The organism is Acinetobacter sp. AND/436 (assembly GCF_049546925.1).
In the GTDB taxonomy this organism is placed as follows: domain Bacteria; phylum Pseudomonadota; class Gammaproteobacteria; order Pseudomonadales; family Moraxellaceae; genus Acinetobacter; species Acinetobacter indicus.
On sequence record NZ_JBMXBO010000002.1, the window covers coordinates 133,668 to 154,166 of the forward strand.

General features: G+C 46.4%; 18 protein-coding genes and 1 pseudogene. 11 read left to right on the forward strand and 8 right to left on the reverse strand.

Annotation, left to right across the window (positions count from 1 at the left end; translation table 11 throughout):
• Positions 1 to 319: 319 nt before the first annotated feature.
• Positions 320 to 1,252 (reverse strand): hypothetical protein, encoded by a 933-nt coding sequence (locus ACPEPR_RS02415; protein WP_075168247.1) that lies wholly within the window; start codon positions 1,250 to 1,252, stop codon positions 320 to 322.
• A gap of 264 nt (positions 1,253 to 1,516) precedes the next feature.
• On the opposite strand from ACPEPR_RS02415, the gene ACPEPR_RS02420 reads away from it, so the two are divergent.
• Positions 1,517 to 1,984, forward strand: coding sequence for a YaiI/YqxD family protein (locus ACPEPR_RS02420; RefSeq protein ID WP_423561912.1), 468 nt, complete (start codon positions 1,517 to 1,519; stop codon positions 1,982 to 1,984).
• A gap of 5 nt (positions 1,985 to 1,989) precedes the next feature.
• Entirely contained in the window at positions 1,990 to 2,913 is a 924-nt protein-coding gene (locus ACPEPR_RS02425) for a DMT family transporter (protein ID WP_005176560.1), read from the forward strand.
• Here ACPEPR_RS02425 and ACPEPR_RS02430 read toward each other — a convergent pair.
• Positions 2,901 to 3,467, reverse strand: a complete 567-nt coding sequence (locus tag ACPEPR_RS02430) for a PilZ domain-containing protein (RefSeq protein WP_005176561.1) — start codon at positions 3,465 to 3,467, stop codon at positions 2,901 to 2,903. The genes ACPEPR_RS02425 and ACPEPR_RS02430 overlap by 13 nt on opposite strands.
• A 25-nt stretch (positions 3,468 to 3,492) precedes the next feature.
• On the opposite strand from ACPEPR_RS02430, the gene ACPEPR_RS02435 reads away from it, so the two are divergent.
• From ACPEPR_RS02435 to ACPEPR_RS02445, 3 genes and pseudogenes are all read left to right on the forward strand, one after another.
• Positions 3,493 to 4,728: a lipoprotein-releasing ABC transporter permease subunit gene (locus ACPEPR_RS02435; protein ID WP_005176562.1), complete on the forward strand. Its 1,236-nt coding sequence runs from the start codon at positions 3,493 to 3,495 to the stop codon at positions 4,726 to 4,728.
• Positions 4,721 to 5,404, forward strand: coding sequence for a lipoprotein-releasing ABC transporter ATP-binding protein LolD (lolD, locus tag ACPEPR_RS02440; protein WP_005176563.1), 684 nt, complete (start codon positions 4,721 to 4,723; stop codon positions 5,402 to 5,404). Before ACPEPR_RS02435 ends, lolD begins: the two co-directional genes overlap by 8 nt.
• An 85-nt stretch (positions 5,405 to 5,489) precedes the next feature.
• Positions 5,490 to 7,891 (forward strand): annotated as a pseudogene (locus tag ACPEPR_RS02445) (DNA internalization-related competence protein ComEC/Rec2).
• Here ACPEPR_RS02445 and ACPEPR_RS02450 read toward each other — a convergent pair.
• Positions 7,888 to 8,829, reverse strand: coding sequence for a lysophospholipid acyltransferase family protein (locus ACPEPR_RS02450; RefSeq protein WP_160243428.1), 942 nt, complete (start codon positions 8,827 to 8,829; stop codon positions 7,888 to 7,890). The pseudogene ACPEPR_RS02445 and the gene ACPEPR_RS02450 sit on opposite strands and share 4 nt — an antisense overlap.
• Positions 8,830 to 8,959: 130 nt before the next feature.
• Between ACPEPR_RS02450 and sppA the strand changes: the two genes are divergently transcribed.
• Entirely contained in the window at positions 8,960 to 9,985 is a 1,026-nt protein-coding gene (sppA, locus tag ACPEPR_RS02455) for a signal peptide peptidase SppA (RefSeq protein ID WP_016660002.1), read from the forward strand.
• Positions 9,982 to 10,785: an alpha/beta fold hydrolase gene (locus ACPEPR_RS02460; RefSeq protein ID WP_423561874.1), complete on the forward strand. Its 804-nt coding sequence runs from the start codon at positions 9,982 to 9,984 to the stop codon at positions 10,783 to 10,785. The genes sppA and ACPEPR_RS02460 overlap by 4 nt, the downstream gene beginning before the upstream one ends.
• 76 nt (positions 10,786 to 10,861) lie before the next feature.
• Here the strand turns inward: ACPEPR_RS02460 and purN are convergent, their stop codons facing one another.
• Positions 10,862 to 11,491 (reverse strand): phosphoribosylglycinamide formyltransferase, encoded by a 630-nt coding sequence (gene purN / locus ACPEPR_RS02465; protein WP_016660003.1) that lies wholly within the window; start codon positions 11,489 to 11,491, stop codon positions 10,862 to 10,864.
• A 6-nt stretch (positions 11,492 to 11,497) separates the two neighbouring features.
• Positions 11,498 to 12,568 carry a phosphoribosylformylglycinamidine cyclo-ligase gene (gene purM / locus ACPEPR_RS02470; RefSeq protein ID WP_005176576.1) on the reverse strand — a complete coding sequence of 357 codons (1,071 nt, stop codon included), beginning with the start codon at positions 12,566 to 12,568 and terminating at the stop codon, positions 11,498 to 11,500.
• 136 nt (positions 12,569 to 12,704) lie between these two features.
• On the opposite strand from purM, the gene cxpE reads away from it, so the two are divergent.
• From cxpE to ACPEPR_RS02490, 4 genes are all read left to right on the forward strand, one after another.
• On the forward strand, positions 12,705 to 13,928 hold the full coding sequence (gene cxpE / locus ACPEPR_RS02475; RefSeq protein WP_005176578.1) for a chloramphenicol efflux transporter CxpE: 1,224 nt from the start codon (positions 12,705 to 12,707) through the stop codon (positions 13,926 to 13,928).
• Positions 13,929 to 13,946: 18 nt separating this feature from the next.
• The gene (gene hda, locus ACPEPR_RS02480) at positions 13,947 to 14,651 is read left to right on the forward strand and encodes a DnaA regulatory inactivator Hda (protein WP_005176580.1); all 705 of its coding nucleotides are present in this window, start codon (positions 13,947 to 13,949) and stop codon (positions 14,649 to 14,651) included.
• A gap of 120 nt (positions 14,652 to 14,771) precedes the next feature.
• Positions 14,772 to 16,580: a rhombotarget A gene (gene rbtA / locus ACPEPR_RS02485; protein WP_423561875.1), complete on the forward strand. Its 1,809-nt coding sequence runs from the start codon at positions 14,772 to 14,774 to the stop codon at positions 16,578 to 16,580.
• Positions 16,581 to 16,595: 15 nt separating this feature from the next.
• Positions 16,596 to 19,028 (forward strand): CSLREA domain-containing protein, encoded by a 2,433-nt coding sequence (locus ACPEPR_RS02490; protein ID WP_168399162.1) that lies wholly within the window; start codon positions 16,596 to 16,598, stop codon positions 19,026 to 19,028.
• 84 nt (positions 19,029 to 19,112) lie between these two features.
• Here the strand turns inward: ACPEPR_RS02490 and ACPEPR_RS02495 are convergent, their stop codons facing one another.
• The 3 genes from ACPEPR_RS02495 to ACPEPR_RS02505 are packed head-to-tail and all read right to left on the reverse strand — an operon-like array spanning position 19,113 to position 20,432.
• Positions 19,113 to 19,511: a DUF3106 domain-containing protein gene (locus ACPEPR_RS02495; RefSeq protein ID WP_005176585.1), complete on the reverse strand. Its 399-nt coding sequence runs from the start codon at positions 19,509 to 19,511 to the stop codon at positions 19,113 to 19,115.
• Entirely contained in the window at positions 19,501 to 19,821 is a 321-nt protein-coding gene (locus tag ACPEPR_RS02500) for a hypothetical protein (protein ID WP_005176587.1), read from the reverse strand. Before ACPEPR_RS02500 ends, ACPEPR_RS02495 begins: the two co-directional genes overlap by 11 nt.
• Entirely contained in the window at positions 19,818 to 20,432 is a 615-nt protein-coding gene (locus ACPEPR_RS02505) for an RNA polymerase sigma factor (protein WP_423561876.1), read from the reverse strand. Before ACPEPR_RS02505 ends, ACPEPR_RS02500 begins: the two co-directional genes overlap by 4 nt.
• Positions 20,433 to 20,499: the final 67 nt, after the last annotated feature.

The following is a 20,499-nucleotide window of genomic DNA, read 5'->3' on the forward strand; positions in this document are numbered from 1 at the left end:
TAAAGTACTAAATACATTTTCCTTAATAAACTTTTCAGCCGATTTAAAATCAGAACATCATCTCTTCATTCTGTTGACCGGATTTATTCAATATTCAATTTTTAAACAGATTTAATCTAAGTCTATGAAAATCAATAGAGATTAAATAATAAGCTTTAAAATTTAAAACTGTGGATAAATAAGTGATTTTTGAATTTAAAATAGTGCTATTTAGAATAAAACTGTGGATAAAATATAATCAAATAAATTCAAAAGATACAAAAAAGACCTGCTTCAAGCTGAAAGCTCATATTGAAGCAGGTCTTTCTTTAAATATAAATTATTGTTTTTTCGCGTAAATACTGACCTGAATCCAGATATTGCCGCGAATGAACTGGCCAATTTCAAAATCAGCAAACTTGGGTTCTTTGGTCGCAATACGGATTAAAGTGGCTGGCTGGTTGTCTTCATGAATCAGGCAGACATCATACAGGGTGTAATCCTGATTCATAAATTGCGCTTGGGTTTTACCGACCACATTGCCCTGGAACCAGGCTTCATCTTCCTGTCCTAAGACTTCACCATATAAATAGGCCACCATTTTGGAGAAATTCACGGTCACCGGGGCTTTATCTTCTTCAGATTTTGGCTCCCAGGCATCAATCTGTTCCTGCAAATTGGCCGGGGCAACACCATTATTGGCCGCCAGAATATCATTTAAGGCACGGTGATGTTTAATCGAGGCCGGATCATCAACAATCAGTTGCTCATCTTCTGCCACGGCTTCCAGCTCGTAAGCCCAACCATTCAGATGCGCGATATAAGTCTGGTCTTTTTGGTACTGGTGGTGATTGACGCTATACAGACTGTCAAAGGCATAGACCGTGGTGTTTTCACCCAGATTTAATCCCAGAACCGCCTGGGTATTGGAAGGGCAGCTAATAATCCGTTCAATGGTCACCGGGGTTTTATACGGGCTTTCAAAACATGGAAAGGCCGTTTTAACCGCTTTCGGCTGATTGGCCTCTACGGCAATGACCTGCGCCAGTTGAATCGGCTGTTTGACCGGACCCTGAATCAGCCAGGTGCTGTCATCCATATCACATTCTTGTGCGCATAGCCCCATTGGCATGATGGGTGCATCCAGTGCCTGACCTAACCATTTGGGAACATCAACATTCGGCTGATCGGTGAGCAGCGTCCAATGCTCTACATGGCTGCCAAAACTTTGATCTTCAATGGTAATAATGTCTGGTCTGTTCTGATTTTTCATAAGCACGTTAAGAGAATGTCGAGTGGCCTTAATCTATTTAATCGAGGGTATTTTAAATTTTTCAAGTCTGGGTGCCGATTTCTCCTTTGAAAATGCCCGAAATGATGAGAAAAGTCAAAGGATGAGCTCAAGCAGCTTAAGCAAAATCAGCTGATCCAGCGTGTTATTACTCCAGCATCATCTTGGTGAAAAAGCCTGTATTTCCCACCACGGCGTTGAGTGAATTTTGCTACACTAGGGGCATCAAAATTGCCGGAATTGAAAGTGCTGCCATTTAAGCTGTGGGTGGATGCCGATGCCTTACCAAGAATTTTAAAAGATGTGATTATCCGGGCTTCTGATCGCTATCAGCTCGAAGTAATTTTTGTGGCCAATCAGAATGTGGGCATTACCCCATCGGTGCGAATTAAATCCTTGCAGGTCATGAGTGGGGCGGATGCGGCCGATCAGGAAATTGTTGAGCGGATGCATGCCAACGATATTGTGGTGACTCAAGATATTCCACTGGCAGCGCAGGTGATTGAAAAGGGTGGTATTGCAATTCATCCGCGTGGTGAAATCTATACCACCGCCAATGTTAAAGCGCGGCTGCATTTACGTGATTTTATGGATACTCTACGCGGCGCTGGCGTACAGACCGGTGGGCCACCACCAATTTCTGAGCGCGATAAACGCGAATTTTCCAGCAGTCTGGATCAGACCATTCAAAAACAAAAACGTAAAACCAGCTGAATTACATGCCCTCAAAAAATAATATTGCCCTGACTTATATGCTGCTGGTGTTTATCTGGGCCTCGACACCGCTGGCGATTGTCTGGAGTGTGTCGGATCTGCATATGCTGTGGGCGCTGGCTTTACGTTTTTTTATTGCCTTGCCGCTGGCCTTTATCTTTTTGTTGCTGCTCAAAGTGCGTTTTCCGGTTGATCAGACGGCATTGCATAGTTATGTGGCCGGTTCCTGCAGCCTGTTTGGTTCCCAGATTTTTACCTATCTGGCCACCAGCTATTTAAGTTCAGGCATGATTGCACTGATGTTTGGTCTGGCACCGATTATTGCCGGCCTGATCGGGCGTTTTGCCTTTCAGCAGCGTCTGAAAAAACTGCAATGGTTCGGGATGCTGGTTGCAGTGCTGGGACTGGGTATTATCTGTCTGGGCGGAGAAAACCAGCATGTACAGCCGGTCGGGATTGGTCTGATGCTGCTGAGCGTGCTGATTTATGCCATGTCCATTTTCTGGGTCAAAAAAGTAAATGCCAAGGTGGAACCTGTGGCACAGGCCACTGGTTCAATCCTGATTTCAACCTTGATGGCAATTTTGATGTTGCCAATAATCTGGCCTTATGCACCGACTGAAATTCCGGAAACCAAGGCTTTATTCTCTTTACTGTATACGGTGGTGATGGCTTCACTGATTGCCATGTTCTGTTATTTTAAGCTGGTACAGAATATTCAGGCGACCACATTGTCACTGACCACTGTCATGACCCCAATGCTGGCCCTGCTAATTGGTGCATTTCTGAATCAGGAAGCCCTGAGCTTGACAGTGCTGATCGGAGCTTTGGTCTTATTGTTTGGCTTGTTCTTATATTTCTTCCATGATTTACGTGCAAGCCGGGCGTTGGCACGTAAACAGGCACATCCTGAAACTTATTTAGATTGACACTGCTGGATGACTTCGGCCAGTTTGCTGCGGTCTTGCGGGTGTAAAGTAATAAAATAGGCCCCGGTACGATAGCGGCCATTATCTTCGGCATTGCTATAGACCACCTGGGCAGTTGCAGCAATATGAAAGAAATTTTCCGGATGACTTAAGGTCACGTGAATATAGCTGCCATCGGCAATTTCACGCTCGCTGTAGAAGCTTAAACCGCTTTCGGAAAAGTTGACCTGTTCTGGTACAGGTAACATGCTTTGTACAATTGCATCGTATAAAGAACCGGTAATCAGGTTTAATTTTTGGTTGAATAAGGATAAGATTCGAGCAATTTGTTGATCTTTTTCAGATAATTGTTCTAATTCGTAGTTAAGCGCATGATCAAATTGATCTAATTCAGCGAGTAGTAGAAAATAACGCGGCAACATAAAATTAGGATCGTAAGGATCATTAAGAGCAACTTGATCAGAAATAAGCTGATAGTTGATTCTCAACGCAGCATCGATACGTGACATCACGCGACGTTCATTTTGAGCGTTTTGATGCTGTAAATTTTCCATAATGTATTACCTCGGACTAGATGGTATGTTTAAACCAATCTCGCTATATATAGGGTTGAGATATACGCGCGCTCGGCGCAGTAATCACTTTATTTCTTTTATTGCTCTGGTTTCAATGATCGGTCTCACTTTAGGTGTTGCTGTTCTGATTACAGTGTTATCTGTGATGAACGGATTTGACCGTGAATTGAAGAACCGGGTCTTGGGGATGATTCCGCAAGCGACTGTTTCATCTACCCAGATTTTAACAGATTGGCCTGAACTTGCAAAAAAAGTTGAGCAACATGAGCATGTTACAGGTGCTGCACCGTTTACCCAATTACAGGGGATGTTGACCGCACACGGTCAGGTTTCCGGCATTATGGTGACCGGTATCGAGCCGGAATATGAGAAGAAAGTTTCGATTATTCATCAGCATATGGTGGAAGGCAGCATTGATAACCTGAAAAAAGGCGAGTTTGGGATTGTGCTGGGCAAGCAAATGACCGATGCCTTGGGCCTCAGTTTAAATGACAGTATTACTTTGGTCTTGCCTGAAGCAACGCCATCACCGGCCGGTGTGGTGCCACGTTTTAAACGTTTTACCATTGTGGGGATTTTCAGCATTGGTGCCGAAGTTGATTCGATGATGGGCTATATCGCCCTGAATGATGCTTCGACTCTGTTACGTCTGCCGGATGGCGCACAAGGCGTACGCATGAAGCTGGACGATATTTTTGCCGCACCTACCGTTGCCAACGACATTGTGAGTGAACTGCCAGCCAATTTCTATGCTTCAGACTGGACCTATACCCATGGTAACCTGTTCAGTGCGATTCAGATGGAAAAGGCCATGGTCAGCCTGTTACTGTTCTTAATCGTTCTGGTCGCAGCCTTTAATATTGTCTCATCTCTGGTGATGGTGGTGACTGACAAAAAAGCCGATATCGCAATTTTACGGACCTTGGGTGCATCTCCGGGCACGATTACCCGAATCTTTATGGTGCAAGGGACCGTGATTGGCGTGATCGGGACAGTCTCCGGCGCGATTCTTGGAATTATTTTTGCCTCCAGCATCAGTGGTTTTATTGCCTGGCTGAACAATGTTTTGGGCTTGAATCTGTTTGATGCCTATTTCATTAACTACTTACCATCGCATTTAAGATGGCAAGATGTCGTGGTCATTGTCAGCCTGTCTTTAATTTTAAGTTTCCTGGCCACAATTTATCCGGCGTTACGCGCGGCGAAAATTCAACCTGCAGAGGCGCTTCGTTATGAATAAAACTGTACTAGAAGCCAAACAGGTCACTAAACATTTTACTGACGGCAAAACCACAGTAGATGTACTGCGCGGCCTCGATTTAAAAATCGAACAGGGACAATTTGTGTCGATTGTCGGCGCCAGTGGTTCAGGTAAAAGTACCTTGCTGCACGTCCTTGGCGGGCTTGATCGTCCAAGTCAGGGCGAGGTTTATTTAAATGGCCAGCGCTTTGACAATTTAGGCGAAGCTGAGCGTGGTTATTTGCGTAACCAATATCTGGGCTTTGTTTATCAGTTCCACCATTTGCTACCTGAATTTAGTGCGCTGGAAAATGTGGCAATGCCCTTGATGCTGCGTAAGGAAAGCAACTTTAAAGAAGTCAAACAGCAGGCCGAATATCTGCTGGATCGGGTGGGCTTATCGCATCGATTGACCCATAAACCGGGTGAACTGTCGGGTGGTGAACGTCAGCGTGTGGCCTTGGCGCGTGCCATTGTCACCAAGCCGGCAGTCATGCTGGCTGATGAACCGACCGGGAACCTGGACCGTAAAACCGCCATCAAGATTTTTGAGCTGTTACGCGAGCTGCGCCGTGAGTTTAATATGGCCATGCTAATTGTGACCCATGATGAAGAGCTGGCCAAATCGGCCGATACCATTTTGCATATGCAGGATGGCATCTGGGTACCCGACTAAAACCCGATTATCAGATCAATGACCCTTGAAGCCCACTCCGGTGGGCTTTATGCTTGCTCAAAATAAAAATAAGACAGAAAACGACATGTTCAAAATCATGGGTGCCGGCTGGATTGTAGGTATTGCCTGTATGGGCAAAACGCTATGGCCGATGCTGGATTTCCCGCTCTGGTTGTCAGGCCTGTTACTGATTATCCTGCTTTTACAGCAAATAGCTGCTTTACATTGGTCCCATCTGGGCATCCAATTGATTAATACCTGTGTGGCATTTGTCATTACATTTTTGTTGGGGCTGAATTTTGCCCAAAACCAGTTGCAAGAGCGGTTGATATTTCGTGAACTGACCCGCCAGCCGGCAGAGGTGGTGGTCTATGTCCAGCAAATCAATCAGCTGGGTAGCAGCCAGCTCCGGCAACCGGTTCAGGTGCTGAACCGGCATAGCCAGCCGGTGCAATGGCTGGCCTTGCTGCCGGCTGAACAGGAACTACAGCTGGGGCGTTATTATCGTTTACAGGGGCAGACCTTGCCGGCGCACAGTTTTGCCGTTCCGGGTGCGTTTGATGTAGAGCAGTGGTATCTCCAGCAAAATATCATGAGCGGCTTTCAGGTCCAGTCGATTGTGGAACTGACTGAATCGGAACTGTATCGGCTGGGATTTGGGGCACATTTAAGACAGCATCAGCAACTCTGGCCGCAATTTAAATTGTGGATCGAAACACAGCGTTTACAGATTCGTGACTTTATCCAGCAGCAGGCATTGCAGCATCCCGGCTTAATACTGGCACTGCTGACTGGCGATAAAAGTTTACTCGATGAAGCCACCGAGCAGCAGTTTCAGCGTTTCGGGATGAGTCATTTGCTGGCGATTTCCGGGCCGCATGTGCTGATTTTTGCCGCCATGCTGTGTTTTGTGCTGCAGCGCCTGGTCACTCGCTATTGGCCCGAATTATATGCGCAATTGCCCCGAAGTTATCTGCTGTTGCTGCCGTTTATGGGCTGTGTATTTGTATATTGTGCCTATGTTGGGTTTGAAATTCCTGCGCTCAGGACTTTACTGATTTGTCTGGTGGCAGGCGCCTGCCTGTTGCTAAAGCAGCCGATACAGCCGCTGTCTTTGCTGATTGGTAGTGCTTCGTTATTGCTGCTGCTTGATCCGTTGAGTGTGCTGTCGGCGGCATTCTGGCTGTCTTATGGCGCCTGCTTTGTGCTGTTAAGGATTTACCAGACCCTCCGGCAACAACCGGTGCATCCGCAGCAGACGTTGATGCAGAAATTGTGGCAGGGCTTCCGGCTGTTATTTGAATCGCAATGGAAAATTTTTATTGCGCTGTTTCCGCTGATGATCATCTTCTTCAAGCAGATTGCCTGGATTGCGCCGCTGAGTAATCTATTGGCCATTCCCTGGATCGGTCTGGTGACTGTACCGCTGGATATTCTGGCCGGTTTAAGTTTTTATCTGGCGGAACCGCTGAGCCAGTTGCTGTTTCAGCTCAATGACTTGGCGCTAAGTCTGTTATTGGGTTGTTTGCAGTTGCTGGATTTGCTGTTTGTGCCGCAACTGATTCCGGTTGCGCTGAGCCCACCGATGCTGCTGAGTCTGGTGCTGGGACTGATGATTTTATTTCTTCCCGCAGGTCTAGTGCCTAAAGCCTGGTCAGCGCTGTGCTTGTTGCCTTTGCTGTTTCAGGATCAGTTTTCTCGGCAGGTGGAACTTACTGTGCTGGATGTTGGGCAGGGGCAGGCAATCTTTTTACGCTATCGTGAACACAGCATGATGATTGATATGGGCGGTCATTATGATGAACAGAAATGGAGTATCGGCCGGCAGATTATCCAGCCTTTTTAAGTGTCAAAGGCGTGCAGCAGTTAGATTATTTATGGTTGACCCATCTGGATCAGGATCATAGCGGCGCTTATCAGACCTTAAAGCCACAGTTACAGGTGCAACAGGTCTATGCCAATGCTCAGCTTGAAGTAAATCCTCATAGCCATTTTGACTATTGCCAGCAAGGACAGCAATGGCAGTGGCAGCCGGGCATCCAGATACAGGTACTCTCTCCGAAACCGGAGCAGTTAAATCCTGTAGAACAGCAGAAAAATGAAAGTTCCTGTGTGCTGCTGGTCGAGTTTGCACAGGCTCAGCCTTATTCTCGCTTTTTATTGATGGGTGATGCAGGCTGGCCGACTGAATATCAGTTATTACAGGATTATCCGGATTTAAAAGTGGATGTGCTGGTGCTTGGCCATCATGGTAGCCGGCACAGTTCATCTTACCAGTTTTTAAAACAGCTGGAGCCTAAACTGGCAATTGCATCGGCGGGGCTGAATAACCGTTATGGCCATCCGAGCACGCAGGTAAAAGCCCGACTGAACGCCTTAAAAATTCCCTTATGGCAGACCGCGCAGCAGGGTAGCATCCAGTTTTATCCCACTGAGAATGAGGTGCTACCGTATCGGCATATGCGGGTTTGGCTGCGGCGTGATTAAGCGGAATTAGCTTTGGTATTTTGAATTAACGCCAAGGCTTCATCCGTAGGAATATCATAAATCCGTCTTAAGGCTGGATGTGCCTTAAAGCGTTTATAACTCCAGTGATAATGTTCCGGATGCTGGGCAATCAGCTGTTCAATCTTCTGGTGAATCATTGCGGTGCCTTCATTGGCAGAACAGTCGTAGAGCCGTGCGTCCATGGCTTCAATGAAAATATCAAAACCTTGCTGTTCATTGCGCAGTGCATACAGAAACAGGGCAGCGGCTTTAGTTTTTTGAATCAGCTTGGCGCTCAGGTTGCTGGATTCAAGTGGCAGACCAAAATAGTGAATCATTTCACCCCCCAAATGCGGGGTGTGGTCCGGCAGAATTACCGTGGTTCCGCCTTGTTTCAGTGCCTTAAAAATCTGACGAATACCGCTGTCATTGGTCGGCACCAGATTGGCCTGTTCACGGCTGCGAGCGTTACGGACAAACTCATCAGCCGATGGATTTTTCACCGGTTTATACATGATGGTCATTTCGGTGTGCTGCGCCACCCAGGCATTCATGATTTCCCAGGTGCCAAAATGCGGCACAATCAGTACCACGCCTTTTTGCGCAGCCAGTGCCTCATGTAACAGCTGTTCGCCATGCACCTGATGAATGCGGGAAATATTCTTGTGGTTTTCTGCGCCCCAGATATTAAAAAACTCAAAATAAGAGGTGAGTTCATTGCGAATGGCCTGACGCGCCAGCTGTTCACGCTGGGTCGTATCTAAATGCGGCAGGGCAATATTTAAATTGAGGCGAATGACCTGAGAGGTCTTGCTGAGCTGAAAGACATTCAAAAATGCCGCCAACACGCGGGCCGCCCAACGTGAAAGGCTGAGGGGTTGTCGACTGACAAAATGAAGTAAACGAGAGATAGTCGTTGGGGCGAGTTTATCAGTCATTCAGTATAGTGAAATCTAAAGAAAAGGTTAAAAATGAAAATATTATAGGGGAAAACATTCAATTTAGACAGCAATCAGTTTTTCGGCGTATATAATGGAGGAAAATTAACTCGAGTTTTGGATTGTTTTTATGTCCGATTGGCCGCCTAAACCAGAAAATGAAATCAAGAATAGCCATCCACCCACAGCACAACAACCGACAGGAAACGAATGGAAGTTACTGGAAAAAGCGGTTTTAGCCTCTGTTGAAGAACAGCGCCGCGCCAGACGCTGGGGAATTTTCTTTAAGTTCCTGACCTTTGCCTATATTTTTATTCTGCTGGTGATTATGGGTAAAAGCTGTAGCAATAATTCTGCTACGGCCGTGACCAGCAGTTCGCATATTGCCGTGGTCGATATTGTGGGCACCATCGCAGCGGATAAACAGAGCGTCAATAGTGAAAATACCATTAAATCACTGCGTAAAGCCTATGAAGCAAGCGGCAGTAAGGCGGTGGTGCTAAATATTAATTCACCGGGCGGATCACCGGTTCAGTCCGATGAAATCTGGCAGGAAATCCAGTATTTAAAACAGCAGCATCAGGATAAAAAACTGTATGCGGTGATTGGCGATACCGGCGCTTCAGGCGCTTATTATATTGCTTCAGCTGCCGATGAAATTATTGCCAATCCATCCAGTCTGGTTGGCTCGATTGGGGTGATTATGCCGAATTATGGCGTTAGTGGTTTAATGCAAAAGCTGGGTGTTGAAGATCGCACCATGACCTCCGGTGAAAATAAGGCGCTGCTGTCGATGACACAACCGGTGGATCCGGCACAAAAAGCCCATGTTCAGGGTGTGCTGGATAATGTGCATGCGCATTTCATTACTGCAGTCAAACAGGGCCGTGGCAACAAGTTAAAAGCCAATGATCCAACCTTGTTTTCCGGTTTATTCTGGACCGGTGATCAGGCGTTGAAACTGGGTATTATTGACCGTCTGGGCAGTATGAATACGTTAAAACGTGAATTAAAAGTCGACAAAACCGTCAACTATACCATTGAATATAATCCGCTGGATTCGATGCTGGGTCGTATGGGCACTGCGGTGGGTCAGGGGATGGCCAGCGCTGTATCGCAGCAGATTCAATCTGAACAAAGTACCAAATTACAATGAAACCATTAATCCATTTTGCTCACGCCAATGGCGTACCGTCACGGGTCTATCAAAAACTGTTTCAGCATCTGCAAGATGATTATGACATGATTGATGTGCCTTTGCTCGGGCCAGATAAACGTTATCCAATCGACAATCATTGGAACAGTCTGACCCAGCAGGTGATTGACAGTATTGTGCGGCAGGCACAAGGCCGTAAGGTGATTGCACTGGGTCATTCTCTTGGTTCGGTGCTGAGTTTTCAGGCCGCGCAGCAACGCCCGGAACTGTTTTCCCAGCTGATCATGCTTGATCCGCCAATGATCATGGGCAAAGAAGCGCTAGTCATGCATGTAGCGAAACTGTTGAAGCTGAAAGCCCTCGATAAAATGTCACCGGCGGGATTGTCTAAACGCCGCCGTGATCATTGGGAGTCACGTCAGCAGGCGGCCGAGCTGCTCAGACCCAAAGGCTTTTATCAAGATTTTGATCCGGACTGTTTTCAGGCTTATATCGACCATGCACTGACAGAAGATCTTGTACGTGGTGGGGTGACGCTTACCATTCCTAAAATGGATGAAGTACAGATTTTCCGTACCAATCCATCTTTATGGTGGTTGCCACAGGCCAAGCTGAAGGTGCCGGCACAATTGGTAGTGGCCGAGAAAGGTCCGTTTCTGGCCCGCAAGTTTCCACAGCAAATTGAGAAGAAATTCGGGATTCCTTTTCATGTTGCGCCGGGCGGTCATATGTTCCCACTGGAACAGCCTGAGCAAGTGGCACAGATGATTAAATCCTTATTACAGGATCAGGCACCTTAAGATTACTTTTGGGAAAAATCAGGTCATAAAAAAACGCATCCGAGGATGCGTTTTTTTATAGATATTACTTTTTATTTTAGCGCTGACAGAACTGTAGCGGTTGCGCTAACACCTGACCACGATACAGCACCGCGTTTGGTGTGTGCTGCAGCGTACCACTACAAATCCATTCCACCACTTGCGGATAAATCAGATGTTCCAGCACATGCACACGATTGGCCAAGCTTTCCACGCTGTCCTGATGCGATACAGTAAGTACCCCTTGGGCCAGCGCCTGACCGGCATCCAGCTCGGCAGTCACATAATGTACCGTACAGCCATGATAGACATCACCCGTGTTTAACACCCGTTGATGAGTATGCATGCCTTTGTAATGCGGCAGCAGAGAAGGGTGAATGTTCAGCATTTTCCCTTCCCAGGCTTTAACAAACTTGGCGCTTAAAATGCGCATAAAGCCTGCCAGCACCACCAGATCAACCTCCCAGTCTAAAAGCTGTTGATGCATCACATCATCAAAACTTTCACGGTCTGGGTATTGCTTGTGTTCAATTACCGCAGTGGCAATACCGGCTTTTTGGGCACGTTCCAGCGCATAGGCTCCAGGTTTGTTGGAAATGACCCCGACAATTTGTCCGGAAAGACGGGCATCAATCAGGGCTTGTAAGTTCGATCCACTGCCTGAAACAAGTACAGCAATTTTCAACATAGACAATTACGCAAAAATCACACGGATTTTTTCGTCAGCACCTTCAACAGATTCTGCATTGTCAACAATGTGACCCATGGCCCAGGCTTTTTCGCCTAACTGGTTCAGCAATTCAACAGTTTTGTCTGCATCTGCTGCATCCACTGCCAATACCATACCAACGCCACAGTTAAAGGTACGGTACATTTCGAATTGTTCAACACCGCCTTCTTTTTGCAGCAGTTTGAACAGTTCTGGCCATTCCCAAGATGATTCGTTAATCACCGCTTGCGCGCCATTTGGAAGTACGCGTGGTAAGTTACCAGGTAAACCGCCACCGGTGATGTGCGCCATTGCGTGAACATCAACAGATTTAAGTAATTCAAGAATCGGTTTGACATAAATACGGGTTGGTTCCATCGCTGCATCTGCCAGCGGACGGCCATCTACGATTTGAGTCAGGTCAACGTTTTTCACGTCTAGAATTTTACGAAGCAGAGAATAGCCGTTTGAGTGTGCACCTGAAGACGCAACACCAATCAGAACGTCACCCGCTTTGACTTTAGAGCCATCAATAATTTTGCTTTGCTCAACCACGCCTACGCAGAAACCTGCAAGGTCATAATCTTCGCCTTCATACATGCCTGGCATTTCAGCAGTTTCACCGCCAACCAGTGCACAGCCCGCAAGCTCACAACCTTGACCGATCCCGGTAACTACATTGGCTGCAACATCAACGTTTAAGTGACCCGTTGCATAGTAGTCGAGGAAGAACAGTGGTTCTGCGCCACAAACCAGCAGGTCGTTCACACACATGGCCACCAGATCCTGACCAATAGTGTCATGACGGTTTAAATTAAGGGCTAAACGTAATTTTGTACCAACACCGTCTGTGCCTGATACGAGAACAGGTTCTTCATAACCTTTAGGAATTTTACAAAGTGCGCCAAAGCCGCCTAATCCGCCCATTACTTCAGGACGAGTGGTGCGTTTCGCAACAGATTTAATTCGATCGACTAACGCGTCACCGGCTTCGATGTCGACACCAGCATCTTTATAGCTTAAACCAGGGGTAGGGTTAGAAGTTGAGTTGCTCATAATGAAGTCTCCGCATTCGCGCGGGGGATTATAACCCGAATATACGAAACTCTTATGTTATTTATGCGCTAAAATGCTATCTTTATTAAAATATTTTACTTTATATAACGATTACACTGCAAAAAGGCGAGATTCTATGGCAGATCGTACTTTACGTCGCATTTTTATCCTTGCCGGGATAGCTTTAATTTTTTGGATTTTATATTTACTCAAGCCGGTCGTTATTCCATTTATTGTCGCCTTTCTTGTGGCTTATCTGTTCAGTCCACTGGTTGATACTTTATATCGGGTTGGGGTGCCGCGCTGGTTATCCATCAGCATCGTTTTTGTCGGAATCGGGATTCTACTGACCGTGGCAGTCTGGTACATCATTCCGCTGGTCTGGAAACAGCTGATGATTGCCCGCGACAGTATTCCGGTCGGAATTAACTGGATCAATACCACCTTTTTGCCTTGGATTTCTGAAACCTTTAATGTCGATGAGATGGAAATTGATACCACGCATATGTCAACCATTATCATGGACTATGTGCAGACCAATTACAGCGCCGACAGCATTCAGGCCATGATTTTACGGGTGGCGCAGTCCGGTCTGAACTTTATCCAGATTGGCGGGACCATTGTTTTAATTCCAATTATTGCCTTCTATTTTCTGCTCGACTGGGACCGTATGCTGGACAGTCTGCGCCGTTTAATTCCACGTCCGTATGAGCGCAGCACCCTGCATATTGTGAATGAATGCCATAACGTATTAGGCGCGTTTGTCAAAGGTCAGTTCCTGGTGATGATCCTCCTAGGTGTGGTCTATGCCACCGGTCTGCAACTGATTGGTCTGGACGTTGGCCTGATTATCGGGATGGTGGCAGGTCTGGCCAGTATCATCCCATATTTAGGTTTTGCGGTCGGGATTATTGCTGCGGTCATTGCCACCTTATTGCAGTTTGGTATCGACTGGATGCAACTGTTCTTGGTGCTGGTGGTGTTTATGATTGGTCAGGCGGTAGAAGGCTATGTACTGCAACCATTTTTACTGGGCGATAAAATCGGACTGTCACCGGTAGCAGTGGTGTTTGCCGTACTGGCCGGTGCGCAACTGGCCGGTTTCCTCGGGATGCTAATTGCCTTGCCGGTTGCCGCGGTAATTGTGGTCTTGCTACGTCATGCCAGGGATTGCTATGAACGTAGTCAGTGGTATGGACAGTCGACGGCTATCATTCATCATGACCAGCAAACGGGCAGTATCAGCATAGAAACTGATCAGGTGGATGTCGATATTGATCTTGAGAAAGATCAGACAAAGCCACTGCAACAGACTGAAAAATCGAGTAAGATGAATCCTCTTGATCCTAAAGATGTTTAACGAAGGCCTATTCTGTATATGCGTCAACTGCAGCTTGATATAGAACCTCAACTCGATGCCCGAATCAGTGATTTTTCTGGTCCGGGCTGGGGCCATGTAATTGACGCAGTACGACAGTTGCATGCGGGGCTGGTCAACCGTTTTTATGTTTATGGCGGTGCGGGTACAGGCAAAAGCCATCTGCTTTCGGCGATTTGCGATTCTTATCTGGAAATTGGCAAATCCGCGATTAAAGTCTCTTTGCTGGAACTTCTGGATGCCCCGACCGAAGCCATTACCTCTTTAGATCATTTTGATCTGGTCTGTCTGGATGATATTGAAGCGATTAGCGGCGTGCCGCATTGGCAGCGCGCGGTATTTCATTTAATCAATTACAGCAATGAAATGGGCGGGCAATTGGTGTTTTCATCACGTTTTGCCCCGATTGAACTGAAACTGGAATTGCCCGATTTACAGTCCCGTTTAACTCAGGCTGTGAGTGTGAAAGTGCCGACTGGCAGCCTGTTTGCCGACCGTCAGGCTTTGGTAACTTCGGTGCTGCAACGTAAAGGTATTCAGATTGATCAGCAGATTATTGACTACTTGCTGTTACATGGTCCGCAGCAGACTTCAATGCTGTTACAAAGCCTGCAACAACTGATTCAGCTGCTAAAAGGCGAAAAAACCAAACTGAGCGGTGCGAATTTGCGTCAGATCTACGCATTAATTGACGAATATCGGTAAAATACAAAAAAACTTGAGTAATTACTCTAGCTATGACAAATTACACTCAAAATAAGTCTTAGTTGCAAGGAAGCTGCAACTTAAAAATAAAAATGAATAAATAGGTTAAGGAGTAAGCTTATGCTCAAGCGGAGCATCGGCATTGGTATGCTGTTTATTGCGGGACATGCTTATAGTAGCAATATTGTTGTCACCATCACTGAAGATATTCAAGCCAATGATAAAGAATGTTCACTGCGCGAAGCAGTCGAGTATATTAATTTGGGGTTGCCGGAAGAAGGCCATAATGGCTGCGGTGGCGAAAATTCCTCCAATGTCATTCTGTTAGAAAAACACGCCGTTTATAAACTTAATCAGCAGTTAAAAATCACCCAACCCTTAAGCATTAAAACCACCTATGACACCGGCCTGAAAGAAAAAAATATCAAAGGCCTGAACAATGCCATTATCGAAATGGCCGGTAATGAACGTATTTTTCATATTGAAAGTAGTGATGATAAACGTATTCAGGTCAACCTGAGCGAAGTCAGTCTGCAAGGCTGTGGCAGCGACAGTTGCCGTCCCAATCAGGGCGGCCTGATTCTGAACCATGAATACCTGGTGCTGGATTATGTCAAGCTGAGTCAGGGCCGAGCCAACCAGGGCGGTGCCATCTATAATCTGGCTGAAGTGGGAGAAAATATCGCGCCAGCCTTTATTGAAATTAAAAACAGTTTAATCCAGCACAACCATGCCACCGAGGGTGGCGCCATCTATAGCCGACTGCCAAGCTTCCGGATTTATGCAGCGGTGTTTAGCGACAACAAAACCAGCGATCTGGCATCTGCCAACCTCTACACCCAGTTACCTACAGAAGATGTCGAAAATCTCAAGCTGCTGGCCGCTGCCAATACCATCAGCAGTACGACCTTTAACCGCAATGAAGGCTATGTGCTGAACCTGAGAGACAATATCGGGGTCAATAACGTCACTTTAATGGGCAATAGCGCAGGGGTACGTTTAGAAGCCCCGGCAGGAAAAGGCTATATTGCCAACAGTATTCTGCTGGCCAATCCACATCCTGTGACGGCGCAGTCTGCTAACTGTAGCAAAGAGGCAGCCGATCAAAGCGTGCTGCAAAACAATCTGGTCTCTGAAGAATGTGGACTGGGTGATACCAATTACCCGAACCAGATCTGGCAGGGTAGCCATATTTTTAGCGGGAATATCCTGGAAGGCGCCTGTAAAGTGCTGAGTGAAGATGAGGACGCCTTATTCTGCCCGTATCAGGTTAAAGAAGAACAGTTCTTGGGCTATATCCGCCCACGTATTTTACTGAATTACCAGGCTCTGGCTGACTCTCCAATCGTCAACAAAGGCTATGCACAAGTGGGTACCACTGAGCAGGTTACTTGTGCCTCGGCAGATCAGCGCGGGGTGAACCGAGCTTCGGATAATACCTTGTGTGACCGTGGTGCAATTGAAATTACCGTACCTGATGCCTCAGGTCTCATTGGTCGGGATATTCTGGCCGGTGAAATTGCCGAAATGTCGGTCAGCGATTTAATTGGTGATAGTGATCTGGTACCAGCCGAGTTCTGTGACAGTCTGTTTAGCAGCAATCCGACTGGGAAAGCCTGGCAGGCCGGTTGTGTGCAGATTGAGCAGACCCAGACCAGTTCCAAGGGTCAACTGACGATTGATGAGCAGGGCAAGATTATTTATACCCCGGATTCTGCCTGGCATGGCGCAGATGTTTTTAAAATTAAACTGGTGACCACCAGTACACGTTTTAATACCACCAAACCATATGTAGAAATTCGTGTACAAGTGATTCAGGCACCTGAAAACCACATGGACAGTGACAAAATTAAAACATCTGGCGGAGCAGTGGCTGGCTATGGCGTACTCATATTGATGTTACTGGTAGCTTGGCGCCGTAAAAAATAAAAACAGGGAAAGGGAATGAAAAATTATAAAAAAGCACTCTTGGGAGTCATGATTGTCAGTGCCATGTCATTAATGGCCGCAGAAGACCGTACTATTTATGTCACTACATTTGCCGATGAAAATGGTGAAAACCCGGATAAATGTTCGCTACGTGAAGCCTTGGTGGCGGCCAAACAGAACAAAGCCTTTGGGGGCTGTAGTGTCGGCAATACCAACTATATTGCAGTGGATTATATCCGTCTGCAAGCGGGTGAATACAAGTTAAATGCTGAATTACGCCCGCAGTCCAATGTGCGGATTATGGGCGCAACACCGCTTGATTACAGCAAGAAAGATCCTATTACCCACCGTTATCCGGCGCTGATACCGCATCAGACCATTATTAACGGCCAGGGGCTGCATCGTATTGTTAATACGCTCGACAGTCAGGCCAATGTCATGTTTGACGATCTGACCCTTAAAAATGGCTATAGCGATGGGCTGGGCGGGGCTTTACTGGTTGCCGGACCGTTGACCTTGACCAATACCGCAATTCTGGATTCGCAGGCAGCGCGGGGTGGTGCACTGTATATTGCTGCCCATAATCAGGAACAGCCAATTACGGTGGTGAATAGCCTGATTCAGGGGAACAGCGCCAGTGTCGGCAGTGTGCTGGCGATGGACTGTACGGCAAATCTAGCAGATACCCAGGCCAATATCACCATTCAGCAAAGCAGTGTCATTCAAAATGGCAACAGCAACAGCCTGAGTAGCTTTGATTTTTGTGGCAAGCCGCGTCTGACTTTAACCAATACCACAGTGGCTAAAAATAAAGCGAACTTAACGCAGGGGCATATTTTTAACCTGGCCAATGGCCCGGAGCACCGCCTCAGTACGCAATCGGTCTTCAGTTTAAATAACAATACCATTGTCGAAAATGAGGCCGCCAGCACCTTCTATTATGATGATTCAGGCATCAAAGTATTAAGATTTAATGTGCTGGCATTTAATACCGGAAAATCATGCCGTTATGCGTTGAATAATGGCAATTTAACCGAGCGGCAACCGAATATCAGCTCATCACGCAATGCGCTAATTTTCCCGAATGCACAAAGTGTAGAGCAGGGGGTATGTGACCTGCCGGAAACGCTCGCGAGCACAGAAGAAAACTCAATGAGCTCGGTGAATTTAAGTGGCAAGCAGTTAAGTGATGTGCTCTATCCAATGCAGCCGGCTTCAGCCTATAACTTATTCCTGCCGTTATATTATCCAAAAAATCTGGACAATGATGCGGACCTGGTCAATGTCGAAGGATTTGGCTGTGAAGTGTCAGATCAGCGTGGTTTACAGCGTGTGACTGATGGCACCCTGATTTTAGATCCAGAACAGAAAAACAGCTGTGAAATTGGTTCGGTTGAACTCATGCGTATGACCGCAGCAGATATTGTCAATCTGAAAAACGTGTCGCATGTGACCTTGTTTGACAGCTATCAGCAGGAGATTGACCGTTTAAAAGCGCTGGTTCAGGCACCAGAGAAAAATAAAGAGCTGTTGGCCCAACATCAGGCAGATCTGCAAAACTATGAAAATTTGCTTAAATTTTCCAAGGAAAAACAGAAATATCGGACTATTTATATCGATCCATTTGCATTAGCCCTCAAGCATGATGAACCAAATGCCGATGGTAGCGTGGCACAGTTGCTGGAACTAAAACCGGAACACTTTAATATCAGTACAGAAGTCTATGGCATTGGCGGTGGTTTAGAAGATGCGGCCTTTGACCGCAGTAAACTGCTGCATGATCCAAACCTGAAATGCGAATGGGATGCCGATGTAAAACGGATTCTGTTCTATCGTGTCGATGATCAGGTGACCCAGAATATTGATTCTGCCTATTGTGCCTACACCATTACTTCGGTGACGGATCCAAGTGTTCAGTCGAGTGGTTTGCTTGAGGCAAAATTCATGAACATCAAACCGATTGCCAAAGCCGACCGCTACACCATTGAATACGGTTCGGATTTGAAAATTAATGTCAATCCGCTGGAAAATGACAGTGATGATGGCGATGGACCTGTCAATACACTGCTGTCTGGACAAAATAAACCGGCCTTTTATACCGATAGCAATGGACTTGAATTGCCAATCCGTTTAACCAATGTACCTTCAAGTGTACTGGTCACGGCAGACCGGAGTGGTCCATGTCCAGGGGATTATGTGCGTGAAACTTGTTATGGCGGAAACCTGCAGATTCAGGTGCGTAACAGCTATAGCCCGTTTGATTATGAGCTGAAATACACAGTATTTGATGCTGAACAGGAGCTGTCTAATGAGGCGACCATCAGCCTGATCAATACCGCGAAAAACAGCAATACTGAAGGAAGCGGTGGTGGAAGTCTAGGGCTTGCTGGATTATTTGGTTTATTGGGCATGGCGGTATATCGTGTACGCCGTCAGTTTAAATCATAAATCATAAATCCAGTGAATGTAAAAAAGCCTCTGATAAGAGGCTTTTTTATGGACCAGCACTGGGTTGATGTGTGGCTTAATCGCTTAGTATTCTGTCGGCGTGATATATTTATTGATATATTCTTCACGAATCAGCACGCGTTCTTCAGGCGTGGCCTTCTGCATTCTTTGGCCGAGTTCCTTGCGTTCCTGGGTACTCATTTTTTGCCAGGTTTCACGCATTTTCTGCTTTTCTGCATCGGGTAGCTGAATAAACCAGTCCATACGCTGTTGCAAAGAAGCACTTTTATCGGACGGCAGTTCTTTTAAATTCTGATAACGTTTGATTAAGGCCAATTGTTCTTCATCTGAGAGGGTTTCCCAGCTTTCAACAATTTTTGTGTCTGCATCTTTGGAGAAAATCCAGAAACGCTCAAAGCCTGCAAAGCTGGTTTGCAAAAAGCCCAGCGCACAGAAGGCGAATGCTAAACGTTTAGCTGCCATGTTGAACTTTATCCTCACCCAGCACCAATAACATTTCTAGATCTTCCATCATTTGTGGTGAAAGTTTTGGCGTAGCCACCACCTGATTTTGCGGTTGCGCGGTCATTTCTACCGAATTTGGTAAAATGACGAATCCTGCAATGGCAGCCGCAAGTGCAAAACCGGACATTTTCCACAGGCCATAGCGTGATGTCTGCTTATCCTGAATCTGATCCAGAACATGATTCATCACCACAGCTTTGTCTTTGTGGTGGTGGGCGAGTCCATCAAGTTTGGAAGTCACTTGTTTTAAGAAATCATCTTGTTTCATTCGGATGATCCTCCCAGATATGGATTCATATGTGCCAGAGTCTGGCGTAAAGCCTGAATAGCACGATGATAATGGGTTTTTACACTGCCTTCAGAACAATTCATAATCTGGGCAGTAGTCTGAGTATCGAACCCTTCCCAGGCCCGCAGCATAAACGCTTGTTGCTGACGCACTGGAAGTTTGGCGATTGCCTCCTGAATTTCTTCAGCAGTCATGGCTTGGTCCAAAAACTCAGCAGGATTGAGTGCACGTTCATCGACCAGATCATTTTGTTCGACATCATCGTCATCCAGGCTGACTTTGCGGAAAAATGAAAAGGGTTGTGCACGACGGGCTTCTTTACGTCGCCAGTCCTGTAATTTGTTATTTAAAATGGTGTGGAACAGTGGATACCACTCATCTGTGCTTTTATCGGCATAGGATTTGTGCAGGGAAATAAAGGCTTCCTGAACCAGATCCATCGCGATGCCATGCTGTCCCTGAGTGGCACTTTCCATCATCACTAAGGCGCGCCCGGTGACCTCGTGCATAAAAGTTTTCAGGCGTTGTTCAGCCGTACTCTTCAGAGTACTCAAACTTTCAGGTTGAGACTTTTTGGGTGCTAAATCCATAGAGATGGAAAATCCTGTCATTGGATACCCACCATTATTTTTAACTTCATGGCACTATTAACGTTAA

Coding starts and splice junctions, on each gene's coding strand:
- ACPEPR_RS02500 (WP_005176587.1), bottom strand. CDS start 19,821: ATGAAACAAGATGATTTCTTAAAACAAGTGACTTCCAAACTTGATGGA.
- sppA (WP_016660002.1), top strand. CDS start 8,960: ATGTCCGATTGGCCGCCTAAACCAGAAAATGAAATCAAGAATAGCCAT.
- purM (WP_005176576.1), bottom strand. CDS start 12,568: ATGAGCAACTCAACTTCTAACCCTACCCCTGGTTTAAGCTATAAAGAT.
- ACPEPR_RS02425 (WP_005176560.1), top strand. CDS start 1,990: ATGCCCTCAAAAAATAATATTGCCCTGACTTATATGCTGCTGGTGTTT.
- ACPEPR_RS02435 (WP_005176562.1), top strand. CDS start 3,493: ATGTTTAAACCAATCTCGCTATATATAGGGTTGAGATATACGCGCGCT.
- hda (WP_005176580.1), top strand. CDS start 13,947: ATGCGTCAACTGCAGCTTGATATAGAACCTCAACTCGATGCCCGAATC.
- ACPEPR_RS02450 (WP_160243428.1), bottom strand. CDS start 8,829: ATGACTGATAAACTCGCCCCAACGACTATCTCTCGTTTACTTCATTTT.
- lolD (WP_005176563.1), top strand. CDS start 4,721: ATGAATAAAACTGTACTAGAAGCCAAACAGGTCACTAAACATTTTACT.
- ACPEPR_RS02430 (WP_005176561.1), bottom strand. CDS start 3,467: ATGGAAAATTTACAGCATCAAAACGCTCAAAATGAACGTCGCGTGATG.
- cxpE (WP_005176578.1), top strand. CDS start 12,705: ATGGCAGATCGTACTTTACGTCGCATTTTTATCCTTGCCGGGATAGCT.
- ACPEPR_RS02505 (WP_423561876.1), bottom strand. CDS start 20,432: ATGGATTTAGCACCCAAAAAGTCTCAACCTGAAAGTTTGAGTACTCTG.
- ACPEPR_RS02415 (WP_075168247.1), bottom strand. CDS start 1,252: ATGAAAAATCAGAACAGACCAGACATTATTACCATTGAAGATCAAAGT.
- rbtA (WP_423561875.1), top strand. CDS start 14,772: ATGCTCAAGCGGAGCATCGGCATTGGTATGCTGTTTATTGCGGGACAT.
- ACPEPR_RS02460 (WP_423561874.1), top strand. CDS start 9,982: ATGAAACCATTAATCCATTTTGCTCACGCCAATGGCGTACCGTCACGG.
- ACPEPR_RS02490 (WP_168399162.1), top strand. CDS start 16,596: ATGAAAAATTATAAAAAAGCACTCTTGGGAGTCATGATTGTCAGTGCC.
- purN (WP_016660003.1), bottom strand. CDS start 11,491: ATGTTGAAAATTGCTGTACTTGTTTCAGGCAGTGGATCGAACTTACAA.
- ACPEPR_RS02495 (WP_005176585.1), bottom strand. CDS start 19,511: ATGGCAGCTAAACGTTTAGCATTCGCCTTCTGTGCGCTGGGCTTTTTG.